The following is a 17,978-nucleotide window of genomic DNA, read 5'->3' as shown; positions in this document are numbered from 1 at the left end:
AGCAGTTAACAGTTAACAGTTAAAGGTTATCAGTTTTCTTCACTCAACTTGGTAACTGAATCACTGATTGAATTTTCCCCATAGTATCTTTATCATCCCATTCCCCATTTTGATGGACAAGCGGGATCTGCAGAGTAGAGAATTTTAGGCGTACTTCTTAAAGGCTAGTGTGACATTATGACCACCAAAGCCAAAGGAGTTGGATAAGGCGATCGCCACTTTTTGAGGGCGGCTAGTATTAGCTACGTAATCTAAATCACACTCTGGATCAGGATTTTCTAGATTGATCGTGGGGGGAATTTGGTCATGTGCGATCGCTAACACTGTGGCGACTGCTTCAATACCACCCGAACCGCCCAAAAGATGTCCTGTCATCGATTTGGTGGAACTAACAGCGATTTTATAGGCGTGTTCGCCCAAAGCTGTTTTCATCGCCGCAGTTTCCGTGGAATCATTGGCTGGGGTGCTAGTGCCATGAGCATTAATGTAGCTCACCATGTCTGGAGTTATTCCTCCATCCTTGAGAGCCAATTGGATAGCTCTAGCCGCACCTGATCCACCAGGGACTGGGGCGGTCATATGGTAAGCATCACAGGTCATACCATAGCCGACCATTTCCGCATAAATACGAGCGCCACGACTGAGGGCGTGTTCTAATTCTTCTAGTACGAGAATTCCCCCACCTTCACCCATGACAAATCCATCGCGATCGCGGTCGAAAGGACGGCAAGCGTGAGCCGGGTCATCATTGCGAGTTGAAAGCGCTCGTGCTGCGGCAAAACCAGCTAAACCCAGAGGTGTAATTGCTGCCTCACAGCCCCCGCAAATCATCGCCTGAGCATAACCATTTTGAATCAGACGGAAGGCATCCCCAATGGCGTTAGAACCTGCGGCGCAGGCTGTCACAGCACAGGAATTAGGCCCTTTAGCACCGATGTGAATTGCTGTTAATCCCGCCGCCATATTGGCGATCATCATCGGTATCATGAATGGACTACAGCGATCAGGTCCACGGTTAAGGTAGATTGTTTGCTGGTCTTCCAACACCTTCAATCCACCAATACCCGAACCAATCATCACTCCTACCTGTTCGGCATTGAGTTCATTAATGACTAACTTGGCATCAGCAACAGCTTGTTTGGCTGCTGATACCCCAAATTGGGCAAACCGATCCATACGCTTGGCTTCTTTGCGATCCATGTAAGCGAGGGCATCGAAGTTTTTGACTTCCCCAGCAATGCGACAATCATGGCTAGCCGCATCAAAATGTGTGATGTTGCCAATGCCATTGCGTCCGCTTAACAAACCTTGCCAATATTCATCTGGTGTATTACCAATCGGTGTAATCGCGCCAACACCAGTTACAACAACGCGTTTACGTTTATAGTCTGTCATTTCTTAGTTAAAATTGGCTCCAAAGCTGCAAATAAAGGAACTGGGGACTGGGAAGCAGGTATGGTAACAAACCCGATAATAGTTAATTAAGAAGATTTGTATCTATATTCAATTATTCCCAGTACTTAATCCCCAATCCCTGTTTAGGCGGATGCAGCAACTTTATCTTTGATGTAATCCACCGCTTCTTGAACCGTCGTAATTTTTTCGGCGGCTTCATCGGGAATTTCGATATCAAATTCTTCTTCCAATGCCATAACTAATTCAACGGTATCTAGGGAATCAGCCCCCAGATCATTGGCGAAATTAGCTTCTGGTGTAATTTTGTCTTCGTCTTCACTCATGAGTTGCTCCTTAACAATTGTCTTGACCTTTTCAAAAATAATGTCTGCTTCATTCATACGATAAACGTCCTTGACCGGTTGCTATTATGCGCTCTTGATGGGCGATGTGTTTTTGAGCATATACATCTTATCTGAAAGAGCGATCGCCCGTATACTACCAAGGGCTTTTCCTTAAGAAAAACTTAACTCTAAAGGACACACTTAGGCTCTGTACCTAAGATAACAGTTCCACTACTCAAAAAGAATTTGGATACCAGGACACACCAGGCGATCGCATACAATTAGTTTGACACTCCTCGACCTAAAGGTACGAGGATTCTTGCTTCACAGGGATTCCAATGAATTTACCCTCAGCAAGCATCTTGACCGTATGCCCTACGGCTGCAAGTCCGCGAATTGCGACTACTTGAGCAGCTGCAACATCTCTATCAGTTGTATAGCCGCAATTTGAGCAAACATGAATACGTTGAGAAAGTTCTTTCTTTCCTGTCTCAACTCCGCAGTGGGGACAGATTTGGCTTGTTTTCCGTGCATCTACTTTTTGAAAATAGACATCACGTTTAAAACAAGTTTGTTCGAGGATATTAAAGAATTTTCCGAATCCAGCATCCAAGCAATGCTTACCCAGCATTCCACGGGACAAACCAACTAAATTTAAATCCTCAACAAACACCATCCCGGCGCTGTCACAAATTTGGTGAGACAGTTTTCTGTGCCAGTCTTTACGACAATTAGCAACGTACTCATGCAATGAAGCCACTTTCTTTTGTGCTTTTTTCCAATTGTTCGAGCCTAATCGTTTTTTGGAAACACGCTGTTGCAGCAATTTCAGCTTGCGTAAGTCCCAAGGGGACACGCTTCGCGAACGGCATCTACAAAAAACCTCGGACGCTTGACTAAAAGACCATTAGAAGTTGCAATAAAATTTGTTAATCCAACATCTATTCCTACTGCTTCCCCGTGTGGCATGGGTTGGGGTAGACTAATATCCCACTGGATAGTTAACATTACGTACCATCCAGAAACACGCTTGACTACACGTGCTTGTTTCATCCCTCCCCCATCTGGGATTGAACGGGATTGTCGGAATTTAACCCAACCAATCACAGGTAGGTTAATTCTCCCACCACTTAATTTATCCCCCTTCATTTGCCAGAAGACAAAACTACGCATCTTTCCAGATTTTTTAAATCTAGGAAATCCATGATTTTGTTCCCACATACTTGTGAATGCGTTTTCAACTCGTTTTAACGTTTGTTGCAATACCTGAGATTGTACTGATTTTAGATCAGGATTAGCCCTTTTGGCTTCGGTTAATGATTTGCATTGACTAGCGTAGGTGGGACGGGGAGTCTCAGCAGAAATGATGTATTATGAAAAAACGAACCACGAAGGACACAAAGGACACGAAGTTAAGAGGGTTTCAGAGAGTTCTTGCGTAAGTCCTAATTATTTTTAACTATCGCTATAATGAAAGATAAATTAAATGCTCAAATAAAAAGCCTTCCTAGAAGGACGGGGAACCTTAAACCCACTATTTTCGGTAAATATCTCTAATTACCAATTCTGACTAAATTTTTCGTGAATGTCCAATTAATACATACACTTTTATCAGCGTCCTGAGCGAGAAATGATTAAACAGTTATCATCAGGGGTAACTGCCTTTATCCCAAAATATTTATATGCTAAGTCAGACGCTAAAATACGCTTATTACCCCGGCTGTGTGGCTCAAGGAGCTTGCCGAGAGCTTTATATATCAACTCAAGCTTTAACTCAAGCATTGGGTATTGAACTAATTGAACTGAAAAAAGCTGCTTGTTGCGGTTCAGGCACATTTAAAGAAGATTCCCAATTACTCGAAGATACTGTCAACGCCAGAAATATAGCTTTAGCAGAAGAATTAAATCTACCTTTACTTACCCATTGCAGCACTTGTCAGGGTGTAATTGGTCATGTCAACGAAAACCTGAAACAATGCCAAACAAACAACCCTGGCTATGTGGAACAAGTAAATGGCTTATTGCAAAAAGAAGGGTGTTCACCTTATCGTGGCAGTAGCGAAGTTAAACATATTCTCTATGCGCTGCTCACAGATTATGGTTTAGAGGAAATTACCAAACGTGTCACACGTAAGTTAACAGGATTAAAATGCGCCGCTTTTTATGGCTGCTATCTCCTGCGCGCTCAAAAGTATATGCCCTATGATGACCCCTTCCACCCCGAAGGTATGGAAAATATGTTTCGGGCGGTAGGCGCAACCCCAATTTATTACCGTGGTCGGACTCAATGTTGCGGCTGGCCTCTTTCTAGTTACGCCACTAACGAATCTTTTCAAATGGCTGGGATGCACATTCAAGATGCTTTAGCTAACGGTGCTGACTGTATAGTTACTCCTTGTCCTTTGTGTCATCTGAATTTAGATTCTCGTCAGCCAGAAGTAGAAAAGGTGATTTCGCAACGGCTAGGTTTACCAATTCTGCATTTACCGCAGTTGATTGCTTTGGCTTTAGGAGTTAGCCCCAAGGAACTTGGTTTAGACCGTCACATTGTTTCTACCCAGCCAGTGTTAGAAAAATTAGGAATTAGTTATTAGTCATTGGTCATTGGTCATTGGTCATTGGGAAGTACCGTCTTCTCTCCCCTGCTCCCTGCTCCGGTGCTCCCCTGCCTCTTCTAATCCCCACTCACTTTTTCCCTAGTTGGCGTTGTAATTGCCTGAAGGTTTGATACATTTCCGGTAGGCGATGATATATAGCAGATGCTTTGAGATATAGTTTGTGAGGTACTGCGGGCATCCCGGAGACAATTTCTCCTGGTGCAACATCATTATGGATTCCGGCTTGAGCAGAGGCGATCGCACCATCACCAATTTTTACTTGATTGGAAACTCCTGACTGTCCCGCTAAAATGACGCGATTCCCGACTTTCACCCCTCCCGCTAGTCCTGCCTGACCTGCTATAGCACAACTAGTCCCAATTTGGCAACCATGTCCTATTTGTACCATATTGTCAATTATTGTATGACTACCTATGCGTGTTTCGCCTACTGCTGGGCGGTCAATGGCACTGTTACAGCCAACTTCTACATGATCTTCTAAGACTGTATAGCCAGATTGTTCCATTTTCAGCCAGCCAGTGCGGGTAGGCACAAAACCAAAGCCTTCGGCACCGATGACAGTCCCACTGTGAATTACGCAATCGCTACCAATGCGGGTACGTTCATGAATGGTGCAGTTAGCGTGTAAAGTAGTGCGATCGCCTATTTTAGCATCGGGATAAATGACTACATTAGGATGAATAACTGCACGGTTGCCAATTTCCACATCTTGCTGTATTACAGCATGGGGACCAATGTAAACATCATTACCGATTTTGGCTGTGGGATGAATTACCGCAGTAGCATGAATTTCTGGTGCCGGGTGGTATGGTTTATAGAACAGTGCGATCGCTTGGGCAAACAACAGGCGCGGATCTGGCGTGGCTATCCAGGCGATACCGCGTTCTTGCGCTTGTGACTGTAATGTTTTATCTTGGGGCAGAATTAAAGCACTGGCGTTTGTCTGGCTGACAAGAGATGCAAATTTTGCCCCTTCTACGTAACTTAGATGAGTCAGTGTAGCTTCATCTAAGGCAGCTAAACCTGTAATTTCTGGGTCTTGATCTTGGCTAGTGCTGAGGCTATTATCTGTGGCGGCTTCGCCCAGTCTAATGATAATTTCGCTAAATTTCATCTTGTTTTCCGCGAGATAGCCCAGGTTCAGGAAAGCAACCTGGGGAAGAATGTTTTTTTACCTATTACCTGATTAACCCAGAATCCCACCCGCTTTTAGCCGTGGAAGTGTGAATCTGAACCATAGGCAATGCGGAGACTTTGGACTAAAATCACCAGAGAGGCGATCGCCATCAGACCACCCCAAAACCAGTAAGGTAAAATTAAATACTTTTGCATTTGCCCAGTATCAGAAAGTCCTAAAGGTCCTGCACTGTAGCTAAATAAATAATTGAGTTGGTGGTAAACACTCACACAAGCTTGTACACCCAGAAATTGAATGACAAACCCCTGCATCCACTGGGGCGCTTTCAGGGAAATACCCAAAATAATTATACCGAGTATGGGAATCGCCAGCAATCCAAACCAAGAACGTACCCAAACTAATGTTGAAAATAATAAAAAACCTCCCAGTATCTTTAAACTCAGTCCAGCTGTTTTAAAACTACGAGAAGCCAGAATCAAACCTGCACCGGCAATAGCTGGCCCCATTGGACCAGAGGCGGCGACTAAAGCCGGGCCAATAGGCCATAGAGCTTGTGAAATGCCATAAGTAGCAACGCCGGAGCCATTACTAAAAATTTGTAATTGATGAAAGCGTCCCCCTAAGAGCAGAGCCATCAAACCGTGACCCATTTCATGGAACCAAGTTGCCAAGATACTAAAAGGGTATAAAATATAATCGCCTCCTGGAACTTGCCACAATACAATAGTGGCGATCGCTGCTGATATTAGCCAAGTTAGCCCCATACGTTCAACTGCTGGCGGAGCAAGTCTTGTCCACCGTGGTTGAAAATCTTTTCCTGGTTCCCTCATAGGTTACTTCCCTGAACGTAATTACTCCAAATAATGGAGTGTACTTTCATCTATCCTAGTGTACTTATAGATGTAGTACAATTGCTAAATAATACAGCCGTTTGCACCCTGATAGGAAAGCGGTGGGGTAAAGCGCTACAAAGAACGAAATAGGTATCCGTCGCCGGTTTGATGTGGATAATTTGTTCATCCTCCAAGATAGATGATAGAGGCTGCTGGAGGATGGCAAGAATCAGTTAAGCAAGTTGAAAGAGAAACGTGACCAAATCTCCCTTACCCAGACTGATGCGATCGCCTGGTCTGAGGCGGTGTCTGTTCCCTGGTAATAACGGCGAGTTATTAATATAAGTGCCATTGGAACTGCCCACATCTTCTATGTAGTGAGAATCTCCCTCAACCCGAATATCTGCGTGTATCCGTGAGACAATTTCCGAATTGGAAAAGCCGGAAACATCGATATCTGGGGGAATCCGGTCATTGGGTTTACCGATGTGAATCACAGAAAGAGCTTGGGGTAATTCAATCTCGCGATCGCTTTGGACGTGGAATAACCGTGCCATTACCTGCTGCAATTGCGTCATAGAAGCAGATGGGACGGGAGTTGCTTCCACAGCCACAGGTGCTGGTTCTGGTTCTGGTGCGGGCGGTTCCACAGCCACAGGGGGCGCGGGTTCTGGTTCTGGTTCTGGTTCTGGTGCGGGCGCTTCCACAGCCACAGGGGGCGCGGGTTCTGGTTCTGGTGCTGGTGCGGGCGTTTCCACAGCCACAGGGGGCGCAGGTGCTGCTGCTGGAGCTTCTGCGGGCTGCACTGAAATTGCTGTTGGCGGTAGGGGTGCAGCAGCCGGCTGATTGGCATTGGGGTCTGAGTTAATTCCCAAAGCATCAGGTTGTAAAAGTTCTAAAATCGGATCAGGTTCAACTAACTGTGGTACTTCTACTGGGATGTCAGGCGCAACGGTTGCTACAGATGTGGCAGCAGCAGGTGCAACATTTGAGTGCAGGTTAAAACCACATTGACCGCAGAAAGCAGCATCTGCTTGGACAGTTGCGCCGCAATTGGGACAGTTACTAGTTGTTGGTAACGGCGTATAACAAGCTTCACACTGGACAGCGCCGTCTGGGTTGGGGTGATTGCAATTAGGACAGACGATCATCAATTTAAGCCTTTGTTCAAGATCATCGTAAAATCATATTGGCTAGCAGAGAAAACTCTGTAACCACTTGTGCTGTGAGACTGTGCTACAAAGAAAAGTTGCTCCGAAATTTAACCAGTTCTCAGCACCTGCATTAGCAAGGCTAAGAACAAGCTGAAATCCCCCGCCAAGGAGAAATTCGCTCAGGGGATAACTCTAACTTCCGATTTTAAGCCGGGAGTTCCGAACCTGCTGCGGTATCGAGTAACCACGAAAGTTCGCCTTGGGGTTGAATCAAGCGGGATGGATAGGTGAAGTCATCTGCTTCAGGCGCGAAGACTTGAGCTAGAGCTGGTCGTTTATTAGCACCAGCAACCACAAAAATAACACTGCGAGCCGCGTTAATGAATGGGTATGTGAAGGTTATGCGGGGGTTTCCGTCTTTGTTACCCACAGTAATCAGCCGATCTTGTACCTTTAAAGCTTCCGTGTGAGGAAACAAAGATGCTGTATGTGCATCATCACCCATTCCTAGCAATATTACATCCAAGGGGGGAAACTCGTTGGGGTCAGAGTTAAAAAATTCTCGCAGATGCTGTTCGTATTTGGCGGCTGATACGGCTGGCTCTCCTTCCAAAGTTGGTACAGAGTGAATGTTAGCGGCTGGGATATCAATCCGATCTAACCACGCCCGCCGCGCCATCAGTTCATTGCTATCGGGATGGTCGGGTGGTACATAACGTTCATCTCCCCAAAAGATATGAATTTTATCCCAAGGCAGTTTTTGGTTAGCGATCGCCTCGTACAATGGTTTAGGTGTACTACCTCCAGCTAAGGCGATGGTAAATTGTCCCCGTTGCTCAATGGCGGTTGACAATTGGGAAAGAATCAACTCTAGCGATCGCGCCACTAGCGCTGAAATATCTGGGAGAACTTCAACCTTTTTATTCATGGTTTCATCATCATATTGCCGACTTCCAGCAATACCATACCGAACTTATGACTATTCCCCTTTTTAACTTTTGAAACTTTTAACATGATGACTTAACCGAGAACTAGGATACAAGGGTTAATTAACAGATGCATCGCGTATCTAGCTACTCGCCCACCAACAGATGTTCCCAACCGGCGATCGCCTCTCTCTGAGCGATTAACAATTGCTGGATGCCTTTTTCGGCAAAATCTAGTAGCTGATTTAACTGAGTCCGGCTATAACTTCCTTCTTCTGCCGTTCCTTGGATTTCAATTATACCCAGGTTTTGATTCATCACTACGTTGAAATCTACTGCTGCACCGACATCCTCAATATAGTTTAAATCTAAATAAGGCTCGCCTTGCAATAAACCCACAGATATGGCTGCTACTTGCCCACATAAAGGCGATCGCTCTAACACACCCGAATGCAATAATTGACCAACTGCATGAGCTAACGCCACAAACCCCCCTGTAATCGCGGCGGTTCTAGTCCCCGCATCTGCTTGTAATACGTCAGCGTCTACAGTTAGTGTTCGTTCCCCCAACGCCTCAAAATCAATAGCTGCTCGTAAGCTACGTCCAATTAAACGTTGAATTTCTTGAGTTCGTCCAGACAACTTTAACAATTCCCGTGGTTGGCGTTCTTGTGTGGATGAAGGTAACATTCGATACTCAGATGTTAACCAACCTTTGCCAGTTCCTGCTAAAAATTTCGGTACTCCCTCACTTACACTGACAGTACAAAGTATCTGGGTGTCTCCAAACTTTGTCAGGACTGAACCGGGCGCAAAGCGGGTAAAACCCGCGTGAAAACTGATGGGACGGAGTTCATAAGGTTGCCTACCATCGGGACGCTGCCAAACCATGAGAGTTGCCTCAGAAATTTTATACAGAAGTAAACTGCCTTCAGGTTACCAGATACCGTCTTACATGGTGAAAATCTGCGTGTATGTCCCGCGAAAATGTAATTTTTACCGATTTGAGGTGACAGGGAGGCTCTTGAACGAAGCCAAATCCTGTTTTCCGGTGAGAAGTATCAGTTTTATCCAGATCCCCCCTTACCCCCCTTAATAAGGGGGGGGAAAATTAATCAAAGTCCCCCTTTTTAAGGGGGATTTAGGGGGATCTACAAGTGTTTTATGCAACACGAAAAAGTTTTCAGACATCCTCTAACTGCTAAATAAAGTCCTAATATAGTAATCCGGTTTGATTTCTGCATTTATTTGCGTAGGTAGGGAGTGGGGAGTGGGGAGTGGGGAGTAGGGAAAAACCTTTTTGTGTTATACCGAGATTGTTCAAAAATCAAATAGGAGTCCTATATTATTGAGTATTTCAAAAAAGAAAGATTAGCCGCATTAGTCACCATAATTTTACCCCCGTTCATAAAATCCTCTCTGCAATAGAGTTTTCAGTCGGATACTTTCAAGCTCTAAAACTTTCATTGCAAGGTGGCGATCGCCCTCTAGTAAATCATCAAATGCCTGTACCGGAATGGCTAAGATACGGGTTATTTCGGCTTTAGCCATAATAGTTCCCATAAGATTTGTATGGCTTAAAACTTCTAATTCATCAAGGATACAACCTGGTAATAAACAGTAAACAAATTCAGTACCATCGGCTCGTTTAGTAACAATTTCAACACTTCCTTCTATGAGTAATAGGAGTTCACGGCAAGTATCCCCCGATTCGGTAATATTTTCATCAAGGAAAAAGATTTTTACATCAGCCCGATAGGCTAATTCAATCAATGTCTGACTATCCAAAGACGCAAAAAAATCACTGTTAAAGAGATAAACAATGCGTTCAAAAATCGGTAAATGGGATAGTCTTAATTCGCCCTTGTATTTTGTTAATCGGGGGATAATTTCTTGTAATAAAGTGTGGTGTTCGCCGTCAGACTGCGGCATAATTTGCTCGGCTAAAGTAATCCCTCGTTTGGGATAAAACTGTTGTAATAAATAGAGGCAAACTGTTTTGATCAGAACATTCGGTTCTGTGATCAGGGTTTCCAAGGTATCAATAAATGTGCTGAGGGGTAACTCTAAAGAACAATAAGCAGATTGGGGCGGTTGTGCTAAGGTATGCAAAATCTCAGGGGTTAAACGATGCTGCCAACCTGCTGCTTTATCCATCAAAATACCTTTTAAAACAGTGGGTAATAAACTTCCTAATACTTGGGCTATCGGTAAACTTTCAGCTAAATCAAGCTGTTCTAAACGATGCAATAGATCTGTGAATAATAATTCTGTTTCTTGACGAAGGACACCGCGTAAAAGGGAAATAATCGGACGAAATTCGGCAGCAAAGGGTTGATTTAATGCATGATAGGAATTGACTAATTTTTCTAATCTTTCGAGGTAGAGCTTGGCTTGTTGTTTCAGAATTTCAGGGGAAGGTTTTTCTTCACCCCTGATTTCTGGCTCACCCGTCATCGGATCAATCATGACATTATTTTCTAAATTGCTCCCAATCATTTTTTGGATGGTGATTAATCGCACTAAGGATTGATGATAGCCAGAAACACGCACTGAATTTTCAATATCGCGTTGACGATTGGGATCTAATAATGTCGGATCTTCAATGCCAACCTCGACTAAAATTTGTTCATGTTCTCGATCATTAATGCCTAATTCAGTGCGTAATTGCCATAAAACTTCGAGACTATTGGCAGAATTGACATAACCTTCCTCTAGGGCTTCCCGCAAAACACCTTTATATGCATTGCATTTTTCCTTACTAAAACCAGGTAAAAGTTTAGCAATAACATAAACTTCATAGGGATTTAGATCGTCAATATCCCGCCCTGAAAAGTAACTGTCAATTGGGAAGTTCATCTTGATTAATTGTTTACGGAATCGTCCAGCTAATCCTTCACGGGCATATAGTTCCGGTTCCCGTTTGAGGACACGCATTAACCAAAAGGAACTGACCACAACGATTAAAATATCAAAGGCTTCTTGGGCATAATTTGGCAACAGACAAATAAAAGGACGACCGCCAAAAATAAAAAATAAATTGAAGGCGAGGAAAGTACAAATGCTAAATAAATGATGACGAATAAAAGGGAGTTTATTTTTCTTGTTTCTGAGATTTAAATAATAGCGATAAACTTTTTCACCAACTAAACCGAGGACATAGCCCCAAGCGGTAAATAAACCGAGGGTAATAGGTACAGCCAATAATTTGGGGATAGGAATTACTTGACCATAAAGATACCAACCTGCTGAAAAAAGGTGTTCAAGTGTGTCCCCTTCAATTGCCCATGCGCCGGAAAAATAATAATCCCAATTCCCAGCATAGAGGTAATAATAGAAGAAATAGCCGACGAATAGCCCGAAATAAGAATAATAAATAAATTGAATTTGTGGTTTTTCTAAGCCTTCCCAATAAGAACCTTCGGCATCAATATCAATGCAGGGTTTTTGACAAGCAACACAGGCACTTTTTTCTTTATTATCTTCTACAACAACTCGACACATAGATTGAGTAATTGGGGTTTCGCTCATGTGGGCTTTACTGGTAAATAATCCCATCGGTTCTGCATAGATTTTTTGTACGGGAGTCATTGGACAAAAATAGTTACACCATGTTTTGCCACCATATAAATAACCGACTGTAATGGCAGCAATAATTGTTATGGTTAGCCATAGACCTAAAAATAGGCGATCGCTGTTAATAAATAGAATCCGAAAACATAATCCAATGAATAATAAACCAAATTGAAGATAGAGATAATTGCGACCGAGCCAAGAATTGGGTTTGATTTTTGGGATTTGGTAACGGACTTTGCCAGATTTTGCATCAGTGCGTTTAAATTTTCTTTGCCACCCTAAAGCATGGGGAATTTGGGATAGAAAAGAAAGAGGACAAATACGTCGCCAAAGTTCATGTCCAAAGACTAATAAAATAAAAATGCTACTAGGAACAATCATTCCCCAAAATATGGGTGCGCCCAGGGCATAGGGTTTTAATTCTAAACAATTATTTTGAATGGCAATACATTCTTCTGGGCGAATGCGAAAGGGACTCCACGTTCGTTCTGGTGCGGTTAAAAATGGGGAAATAGGATCATAAAATAATGAGGCAATGAGTAATAACCAACCGCAGGTTAAAACCCAACTGATGTTATGCATAGCTCGTTCGGGAATACGGGAAAACATAACATTATGGTCTAGTGAGTGATGATCAACAAATTCTTTTTTGTTAGGAAAGCGAATCTTGGCGCAAGGTTTAACACTTTTGCCTATTTTATCATGATTTCATCATTTTTCCCAGAGAGCGACTTTCTACAGATTGCCGTGAGGCACTTGGGTTTTTATACAGGTTAATTACCGTTACTGTGAAAATTATTTTACAACAAAGTCACCGAGGCGGAAACCCTGGTAGAGTAAGTGACTAGGATGAATGTAGAATGCCCGACCCTTTAGGGCGGGGAGTGTCAATTAAACAGAGGTAAAACGTGCTTAAGAATGATAAATGGATTATCGAACAAGCCAAACTAGGGATGATTTCTCCATTTGAAAGTTCCCTAGTGCGCCAGGTTGAACACAGGCGAGTTATTAGTTACGGTTTGTCTAGCTACGGCTATGATTTGAGATTAGCTCCCACAGATTTTCGGATTTTTAGACATATTCCCGGTACAGTTGTCAATCCCAAGCGGTTTAACCCTGACAACCTAGAATCTATTGCACTGCAAACCGATGAAGATGGAGCGTTTTTCATTATTCCCGCAAATTCATATGCTTTAGGTGTCTCGCTGGAACGATTGCGGATTCCTGCGAACATTACAGTTATTTGTATTGGAAAATCAACAATGGCGCGTTGCGGTATTATTGCCAACATAACTCCTGCGGAAGCTTCATGGGAAGGGTTCTTGACTTTGGAGTTCAGCAATGCTTCTAGTGCAGACTGTCGCGTCTACGCTAATGAGGGTGTGTTGCAGCTGCTCTTTTTAGAAGGGGAACCATGTCAAACAACTTACGCAGAGCGCTTTGGAAAGTATCAAAATCAACCACAAACTGTCACCATTGCCAAGGTTTAGAAGTCATCCAATTTTGGATTTTGGATTTTGGATTTTGGATTTTGGATTAATTTCACAAATAAATCTGGGGTCTTGAAGCACTTTGGATTTTGGATTTTGGATTTTGGATTAATTTCACAAATAAATCTGGGGTCTTGAAGCACTTTGGATTTTGGATTTTGGATTTTGGATTAATTTCACAAATAAATCTGGGGTCTTGAAGCACTTTAGAAATATTGCTCAAAAAAGGAGGAATTGCTGCTGAATCAGTTTGATTAGCAGCAATTTTGTTTTAATATTTAACACAATTGTGGTAAGATTGTTTAGATAAATTGTCCTTTTTCGAGCTAATCTGAAACAGTACCATCGGGGAGAGTAGCATTACGAAAATTCGCTCCTGACAAGTTGGCGTTAGTCAAATTTGCATCTCGTAAATTTGCACGATCCAAATCAGCTTTATGCAGGTTGGCTCCTTGTAAGTTAGCGCCTTCTAAATTGGCAGCTGTCAGATAAGTTGTACTTAAATCTGCATTACTGAGATTTGCATCTTCGAGATGTGCTTTATTCAGGTTGGCTTGACGAAGATTTGCACCGCTAAGATTAACTTTATGTAGAATGGCTCCGCCTAGATTAGCTCTACTCAAATCAACCTGATCAAAGTCTCGTTCTCCAGAAGCATAACGTTGCAAAAAATTATTTACATCCATATTTACCTCATATCAGTAGAAACTTAAATAACTACTAACTAATTAGGCAATTTAATTATTTATGCAGCACTGCGAGAAGTTAACAAGTTCCACAAGAAAATAGCCACGATGGCACCAAGTATTGCTAAGATGATACCCGTAATACTGAGAGTAGGAGCCGCTAAGGCAAAGGTTCCTGTACTAAAAAATACTCCCAAGCTACCACCAATAAAAGCACCGATAATTCCCAGTAAGATTGTTCCTAAAATGCCACCACCTTGATGTCCGGGGTAAATGGCTTTAGCGATAGCTCCAGCAATTAAACCTAAAGCAATCCATGCAAGAATGTTCATGATTTTTAATTTAGTAAATATTTTTACTGACAGTCATAGATTAACAATTCCAAGCTTGGCATTAAATCTGTCATCGGAACTAATTATTGAAAGCGACAACAAACTATTTCTGTGATTACCACTTCTTTTGGTATACACCTATGTGGAATCTTCAGAGTTCTGCACATATCTATGAGTCAAAACCTTTGTAGAGACGTTCCATGGAACGTCTCTACATTGAAATTCATACTTGTTTTGAGCAACGCCAAAGATTTTGGCACAGCTTGAGAAAAAACAGATAAGCTGTTTTATCTAGACTGTTTTTTTTACTCTACTATGGCAACGATTAACGACAACTACCTGAAGCTGAAAGCTGGTTATCTGTTTCCTGAAATTGCGCGGCGGGTGAATGCCTTTGCTGAAGCTAATCCTGATGCTAAAATTATCCGCTTGGGTATTGGCGATGTTACGGAGCCTCTGCCGGAAGCTTGCCGCACAGCTATGATTAAGGCTGTAGAAGAAATGGGCGATCGCACTACCTTTAAAGGCTATGGTCCAGAACAAGGTTATGCTTGGTTAAGGGAAAAAATTGCCGCCCACGATTTTCAAGCCAGAGGGGCTGATATAGATGCCTCAGAGATCTTTATCTCCGATGGTTCTAAGTGCGATTCCGGCAACATTCTCGACATTTTCGGCAACAATAACATAATTGCAGTTACTGACCCTGTATACCCCGTCTATGTAGACACTAACGTCATGGCTGGTAATACCGGGGTTGCTAACGATAAAGGCGAGTTTGGTGGTTTAGTATATTTGCCAATTTCGGCTGATAATAACTTCAAGGCTGAAATTCCCTCTCAGAAAGTCGATTTAATTTATCTGTGTTTCCCCAATAACCCCACTGGTGCAACTGCTACGAGGGAATACCTCCAAGCATGGGTAGACTATGCTAAGGCGAATAATTCGATTATTTTCTTTGATGCTGCCTACGAAGCTTATATCACCGATCCCGCTCTTCCTCACTCCATATATGAGATTTCAGGCGCAAGGGAATGTGCCATTGAGTTTCGTTCCTTTTCTAAAAATGCAGGTTTTACCGGAACCCGTTGCGCGTTAACCGTTGTACCCAAGACGCTGACAGCAAAAGCGGCTGATGGTTCGGATGTGCAACTGTGGAAGTTGTGGAATCGCCGCCAATCGACTAAATTTAATGGTGTTTCCTATATTATCCAACGGGGTGCTGAAGCTGTATACTCTGAAGCTGGAAAAGCGCAAATTCGGGCATTGGTGAGTTTTTACCTAGAAAATGCCCAAATTATTCGTGAACAACTGTTAGCGGCTGGATTAGCTGTGTATGGTGGGGTAAATGCACCTTATGTTTGGGTCAAGACTCCCAATAATTTATCTAGTTGGGAATTTTTCGATAAGCTGCTGCACACTGTGAATGTGGTGGGTACACCTGGTTCTGGTTTTGGCGCTGCGGGTGAAGGCTACTTCCGCATTTCGGCTTTTAATAGTCGGGAAAATGTCGAAGAAGCAATGAAGCGGATTACCGAAAAGTTTAAGGTGTAAAATTTTATGGTGGGCATTGCCCACCCTACTGGTGTGACAAGCTTAAAATGTTGCATTATGTTTCTCTTGTGGAACAGGCAAGATGCCTGTTCTGGGGGGACTAGAGAGCTTACCCCAAAATATTTATGCTTATCCACTAAAGCTTAATTACTGCCAATACTTGTTAAGCAGTCAAATTAATTACACTATTACCAATTTAGCAGAGCATTTAGAGCATATTAGCCATGATGCAATTAATTATTATTTGAAGAAAGAAAAGTTAACACCGAGGTTACTATGGGAAAATGTGAAAGACGTAATTGAGCTTGATGCCAATGGTTACATAATATTTGATGATAGTGTTTTAGACAAAAGATATTCTCAAGTTATTTCCTGTGAAAGATACATAACGCGAAGGTTTTAACTGTTAGTCATCAGTCAAAGTTTCAATTAACAGATTTACCTGTTGCTGTCGCTGCTGCAAAAAACTTTCACACTGACGCAAAGACTCAACAGCAGTACAAAACTGCTCAAACACTTGCTCCAAATCCAACTCACCCGCCTCAATGCGAGCAATAATTGCTTCTATCTCCCGCACCTTCTCTTCATAACTCCAACCCGCCCTCGAATCATCCTTACGCTTAACCATTCAACTCTCTGTGTCCTCTGCGCCTCTGCGGTTCGTTAATCCTTCAGTTCCATCACCTTCACTTTAACCTCCCCCAGCCCCAACTGAATCAATAAATCCTCCCCCACAGTTAACTCAGAAGCAGAACGAGCTATTTCCCCATTTTCCCGCCTCACCACAGCATAACCACGCTGTAACACCGCTTTGGGGTCAAGACTAGCCAACTTTTCCCGTAATAATTCTAAACGCTGCTGGGCTTGGTGCGATCGCCCCAAAGTCACCTGTATCAATTGTTGCCTTTTCCAATTTAGCTGCTGTAACTCCTGCTGCACCTGTTTATCTAATCCTAAACGCCGCAAGCGATCGCGTAAACCTTGCAACTTATTCTCAGAATTTACCGTAAATTCCCCTACCGCCTCACGTAGCGCAACTATCCTTTGGCGATGCTGAAAATACAAATCTGCAAGAGATGGGACAACAGTTTCCGCCGCCGCCGTCGGTGTATGTACACAGGCATCAGCAACTAAATCTACCAAAGACTCATCCCGTTGATGACCAATACCAGTAATTACCGGGATAGAACAAGTAGCAACAGCCCTCACCACCCGTTCATCATTAAAGCAAGCCAATTCCTCAACCGCACCACCACCCCGTGATAAAATCAGCACCTGGGCGCGACCATCACGATTGACGCGATTAATCGCCTTAACTATAGAATCAGGTGCTTGCTCACCCTGCACAGTAGCGGGAGAAAATAACACCTGTAAACCTGGATATCGTTGCTTGAGAGTTTTTTGAATATCGCCCCAAGCCGCCGCCGTGGGTGATGTTACCACAGCAATAGTTTGAGGGTGCAGAGGTAGAGGGCGTTTGCGTTCTGTATCAAATAAACCCTCAGCCAGCAATCGGTTTTTTAATTGTTGATAGCCTAGCGCCTGTAAACCAGCACCCGCAGGTATAGCTTGCCAAACCGATAATTGATACTCTCCCCGTTGCGGGTAAACTCTGATACTACCCAAAATAATTAACTGCTCACCTGCAATTGGCATTTGAGCCAGTTTAGGGATTTGGCTTTTCCAAACCACACACTTAATTCCGGCTGTCGCCTCGGGGTCTTGTAGGGTAAAAAATAAGCCCCTGCGATGGTTGTTAGCACTGGAAACTTCCCCAATTACCCAAACTTGGCGTAATTGATTATCTTGTTCTAATAGCAAGCGGATATAGTCGGTTAATCCGGCTACTGAAAGCGCTGTATCGGGAATCAGAGAGTTAAAAGTCATCTGGGTATGTGAGGAGAAGCCTAGTCAAATTTTAACAAATAAGTTGAG

General features: G+C 43.2%; 17 protein-coding genes and 1 pseudogene. 4 read left to right on the top strand and 14 right to left on the bottom strand.

Translation table 11 applies throughout. The features are described from left to right. Positions 1–144: 144 nt before the first annotated feature. From fabF to NSP_RS26835, 4 genes are all read right to left on the bottom strand, one after another. Positions 145–1,395 (bottom strand): beta-ketoacyl-ACP synthase II, encoded by a 1,251-nt coding sequence (gene fabF, locus NSP_RS09485; protein WP_006198160.1) that lies wholly within the window; start codon positions 1,393–1,395, stop codon positions 145–147. Between the two features lie 143 nt (positions 1,396–1,538). Continuing rightward, complete coding sequence (acpP, locus tag NSP_RS09480) at positions 1,539–1,796, bottom strand: acyl carrier protein (RefSeq protein WP_006198161.1); 258 nt, start codon at positions 1,794–1,796, stop codon at positions 1,539–1,541. 244 nt (positions 1,797–2,040) lie between these two features. After that, entirely contained in the window at positions 2,041–2,565 is a 525-nt protein-coding gene (locus NSP_RS26840) for an RNA-guided endonuclease InsQ/TnpB family protein (RefSeq protein ID WP_006198162.1), read from the bottom strand. Between the two features lie 2 nt (positions 2,566–2,567). Then, positions 2,568–2,912 carry a hypothetical protein gene (locus NSP_RS26835; RefSeq protein WP_231859563.1) on the bottom strand — a complete coding sequence of 115 codons (345 nt, stop codon included), beginning with the start codon at positions 2,910–2,912 and terminating at the stop codon, positions 2,568–2,570. A gap of 509 nt (positions 2,913–3,421) precedes the next feature. Between NSP_RS26835 and NSP_RS09470 the strand changes: the two genes are divergently transcribed. Next, complete coding sequence (locus NSP_RS09470) at positions 3,422–4,333, top strand: CoB--CoM heterodisulfide reductase iron-sulfur subunit B family protein (protein ID WP_017804016.1); 912 nt, start codon at positions 3,422–3,424, stop codon at positions 4,331–4,333. Positions 4,334–4,424: 91 nt separating this feature from the next. On the opposite strand, the gene lpxD is transcribed toward NSP_RS09470, so the two are convergent. The 6 genes from lpxD to NSP_RS09440 form a co-directional block, all read right to left on the bottom strand. Continuing rightward, positions 4,425–5,471 (bottom strand): UDP-3-O-(3-hydroxymyristoyl)glucosamine N-acyltransferase, encoded by a 1,047-nt coding sequence (gene lpxD, locus NSP_RS09465; RefSeq protein ID WP_006198165.1) that lies wholly within the window; start codon positions 5,469–5,471, stop codon positions 4,425–4,427. Positions 5,472–5,566: 95 nt separating this feature from the next. After that, a complete protein-coding gene (locus NSP_RS09460; RefSeq protein WP_006198166.1) occupies positions 5,567–6,325 on the bottom strand; it encodes a M50 family metallopeptidase in 759 nt (252 codons plus the stop codon). A gap of 236 nt (positions 6,326–6,561) precedes the next feature. Beyond that, positions 6,562–7,479 (bottom strand): FHA domain-containing protein, encoded by a 918-nt coding sequence (locus NSP_RS09455; RefSeq protein ID WP_006198167.1) that lies wholly within the window; start codon positions 7,477–7,479, stop codon positions 6,562–6,564. A gap of 208 nt (positions 7,480–7,687) precedes the next feature. After that, positions 7,688–8,410, bottom strand: coding sequence for a 6-phosphogluconolactonase (gene pgl / locus NSP_RS09450; RefSeq protein ID WP_006198168.1), 723 nt, complete (start codon positions 8,408–8,410; stop codon positions 7,688–7,690). 145 nt (positions 8,411–8,555) lie between these two features. Then, positions 8,556–9,299 (bottom strand): ribonuclease PH, encoded by a 744-nt coding sequence (gene rph, locus NSP_RS09445; protein WP_006198170.1) that lies wholly within the window; start codon positions 9,297–9,299, stop codon positions 8,556–8,558. 504 nt (positions 9,300–9,803) lie between these two features. Then, on the bottom strand, positions 9,804–12,593 hold the full coding sequence (locus NSP_RS09440) for a cyclic nucleotide-binding domain-containing protein (RefSeq protein ID WP_006198171.1): 2,790 nt from the start codon (positions 12,591–12,593) through the stop codon (positions 9,804–9,806). 299 nt (positions 12,594–12,892) lie between these two features. On the opposite strand from NSP_RS09440, the gene dcd reads away from it, so the two are divergent. After that, positions 12,893–13,474 carry a dCTP deaminase gene (gene dcd / locus NSP_RS09435; RefSeq protein WP_006198172.1) on the top strand — a complete coding sequence of 194 codons (582 nt, stop codon included), beginning with the start codon at positions 12,893–12,895 and terminating at the stop codon, positions 13,472–13,474. Between the two features lie 326 nt (positions 13,475–13,800). On the opposite strand, the gene NSP_RS09430 is transcribed toward dcd, so the two are convergent. After that, positions 13,801–14,160, bottom strand: coding sequence for a pentapeptide repeat-containing protein (locus tag NSP_RS09430; protein ID WP_006198174.1), 360 nt, complete (start codon positions 14,158–14,160; stop codon positions 13,801–13,803). 59 nt (positions 14,161–14,219) lie between these two features. Then, positions 14,220–14,492, bottom strand: a complete 273-nt coding sequence (locus tag NSP_RS09425; protein ID WP_006198175.1) for a GlsB/YeaQ/YmgE family stress response membrane protein — start codon at positions 14,490–14,492, stop codon at positions 14,220–14,222. A gap of 315 nt (positions 14,493–14,807) precedes the next feature. On the opposite strand from NSP_RS09425, the gene NSP_RS09420 reads away from it, so the two are divergent. Both NSP_RS09420 and NSP_RS09415 read left to right on the top strand, forming a co-directional pair. Further along, complete coding sequence (locus NSP_RS09420; protein WP_006198176.1) at positions 14,808–16,043, top strand: LL-diaminopimelate aminotransferase; 1,236 nt, start codon at positions 14,808–14,810, stop codon at positions 16,041–16,043. Positions 16,044–16,125: 82 nt separating this feature from the next. Beyond that, a pseudogene (locus tag NSP_RS09415) lies at positions 16,126–16,425 on the top strand (hypothetical protein); the annotation flags it as partial. 24 nt (positions 16,426–16,449) lie between these two features. On the opposite strand, the gene xseB reads toward NSP_RS09415, so the two are convergent. Both xseB and xseA read right to left on the bottom strand, forming a co-directional pair. Next, a complete protein-coding gene (gene xseB, locus NSP_RS09410; protein WP_006198178.1) occupies positions 16,450–16,671 on the bottom strand; it encodes an exodeoxyribonuclease VII small subunit in 222 nt (73 codons plus the stop codon). Between the two features lie 35 nt (positions 16,672–16,706). Then, positions 16,707–17,930, bottom strand: a complete 1,224-nt coding sequence (gene xseA, locus NSP_RS09405) for an exodeoxyribonuclease VII large subunit (protein ID WP_006198179.1) — start codon at positions 17,928–17,930, stop codon at positions 16,707–16,709. Positions 17,931–17,978: the final 48 nt, after the last annotated feature.

The organism is Nodularia spumigena CCY9414 (assembly GCF_000340565.2).
Classification (GTDB): Bacteria; Cyanobacteriota; Cyanobacteriia; order Cyanobacteriales; family Nostocaceae; genus Nodularia; species Nodularia spumigena.
Note: the sequence above shows the minus strand (reverse complement) of the source record. Positions and strands in the feature narration are given on the sequence as shown.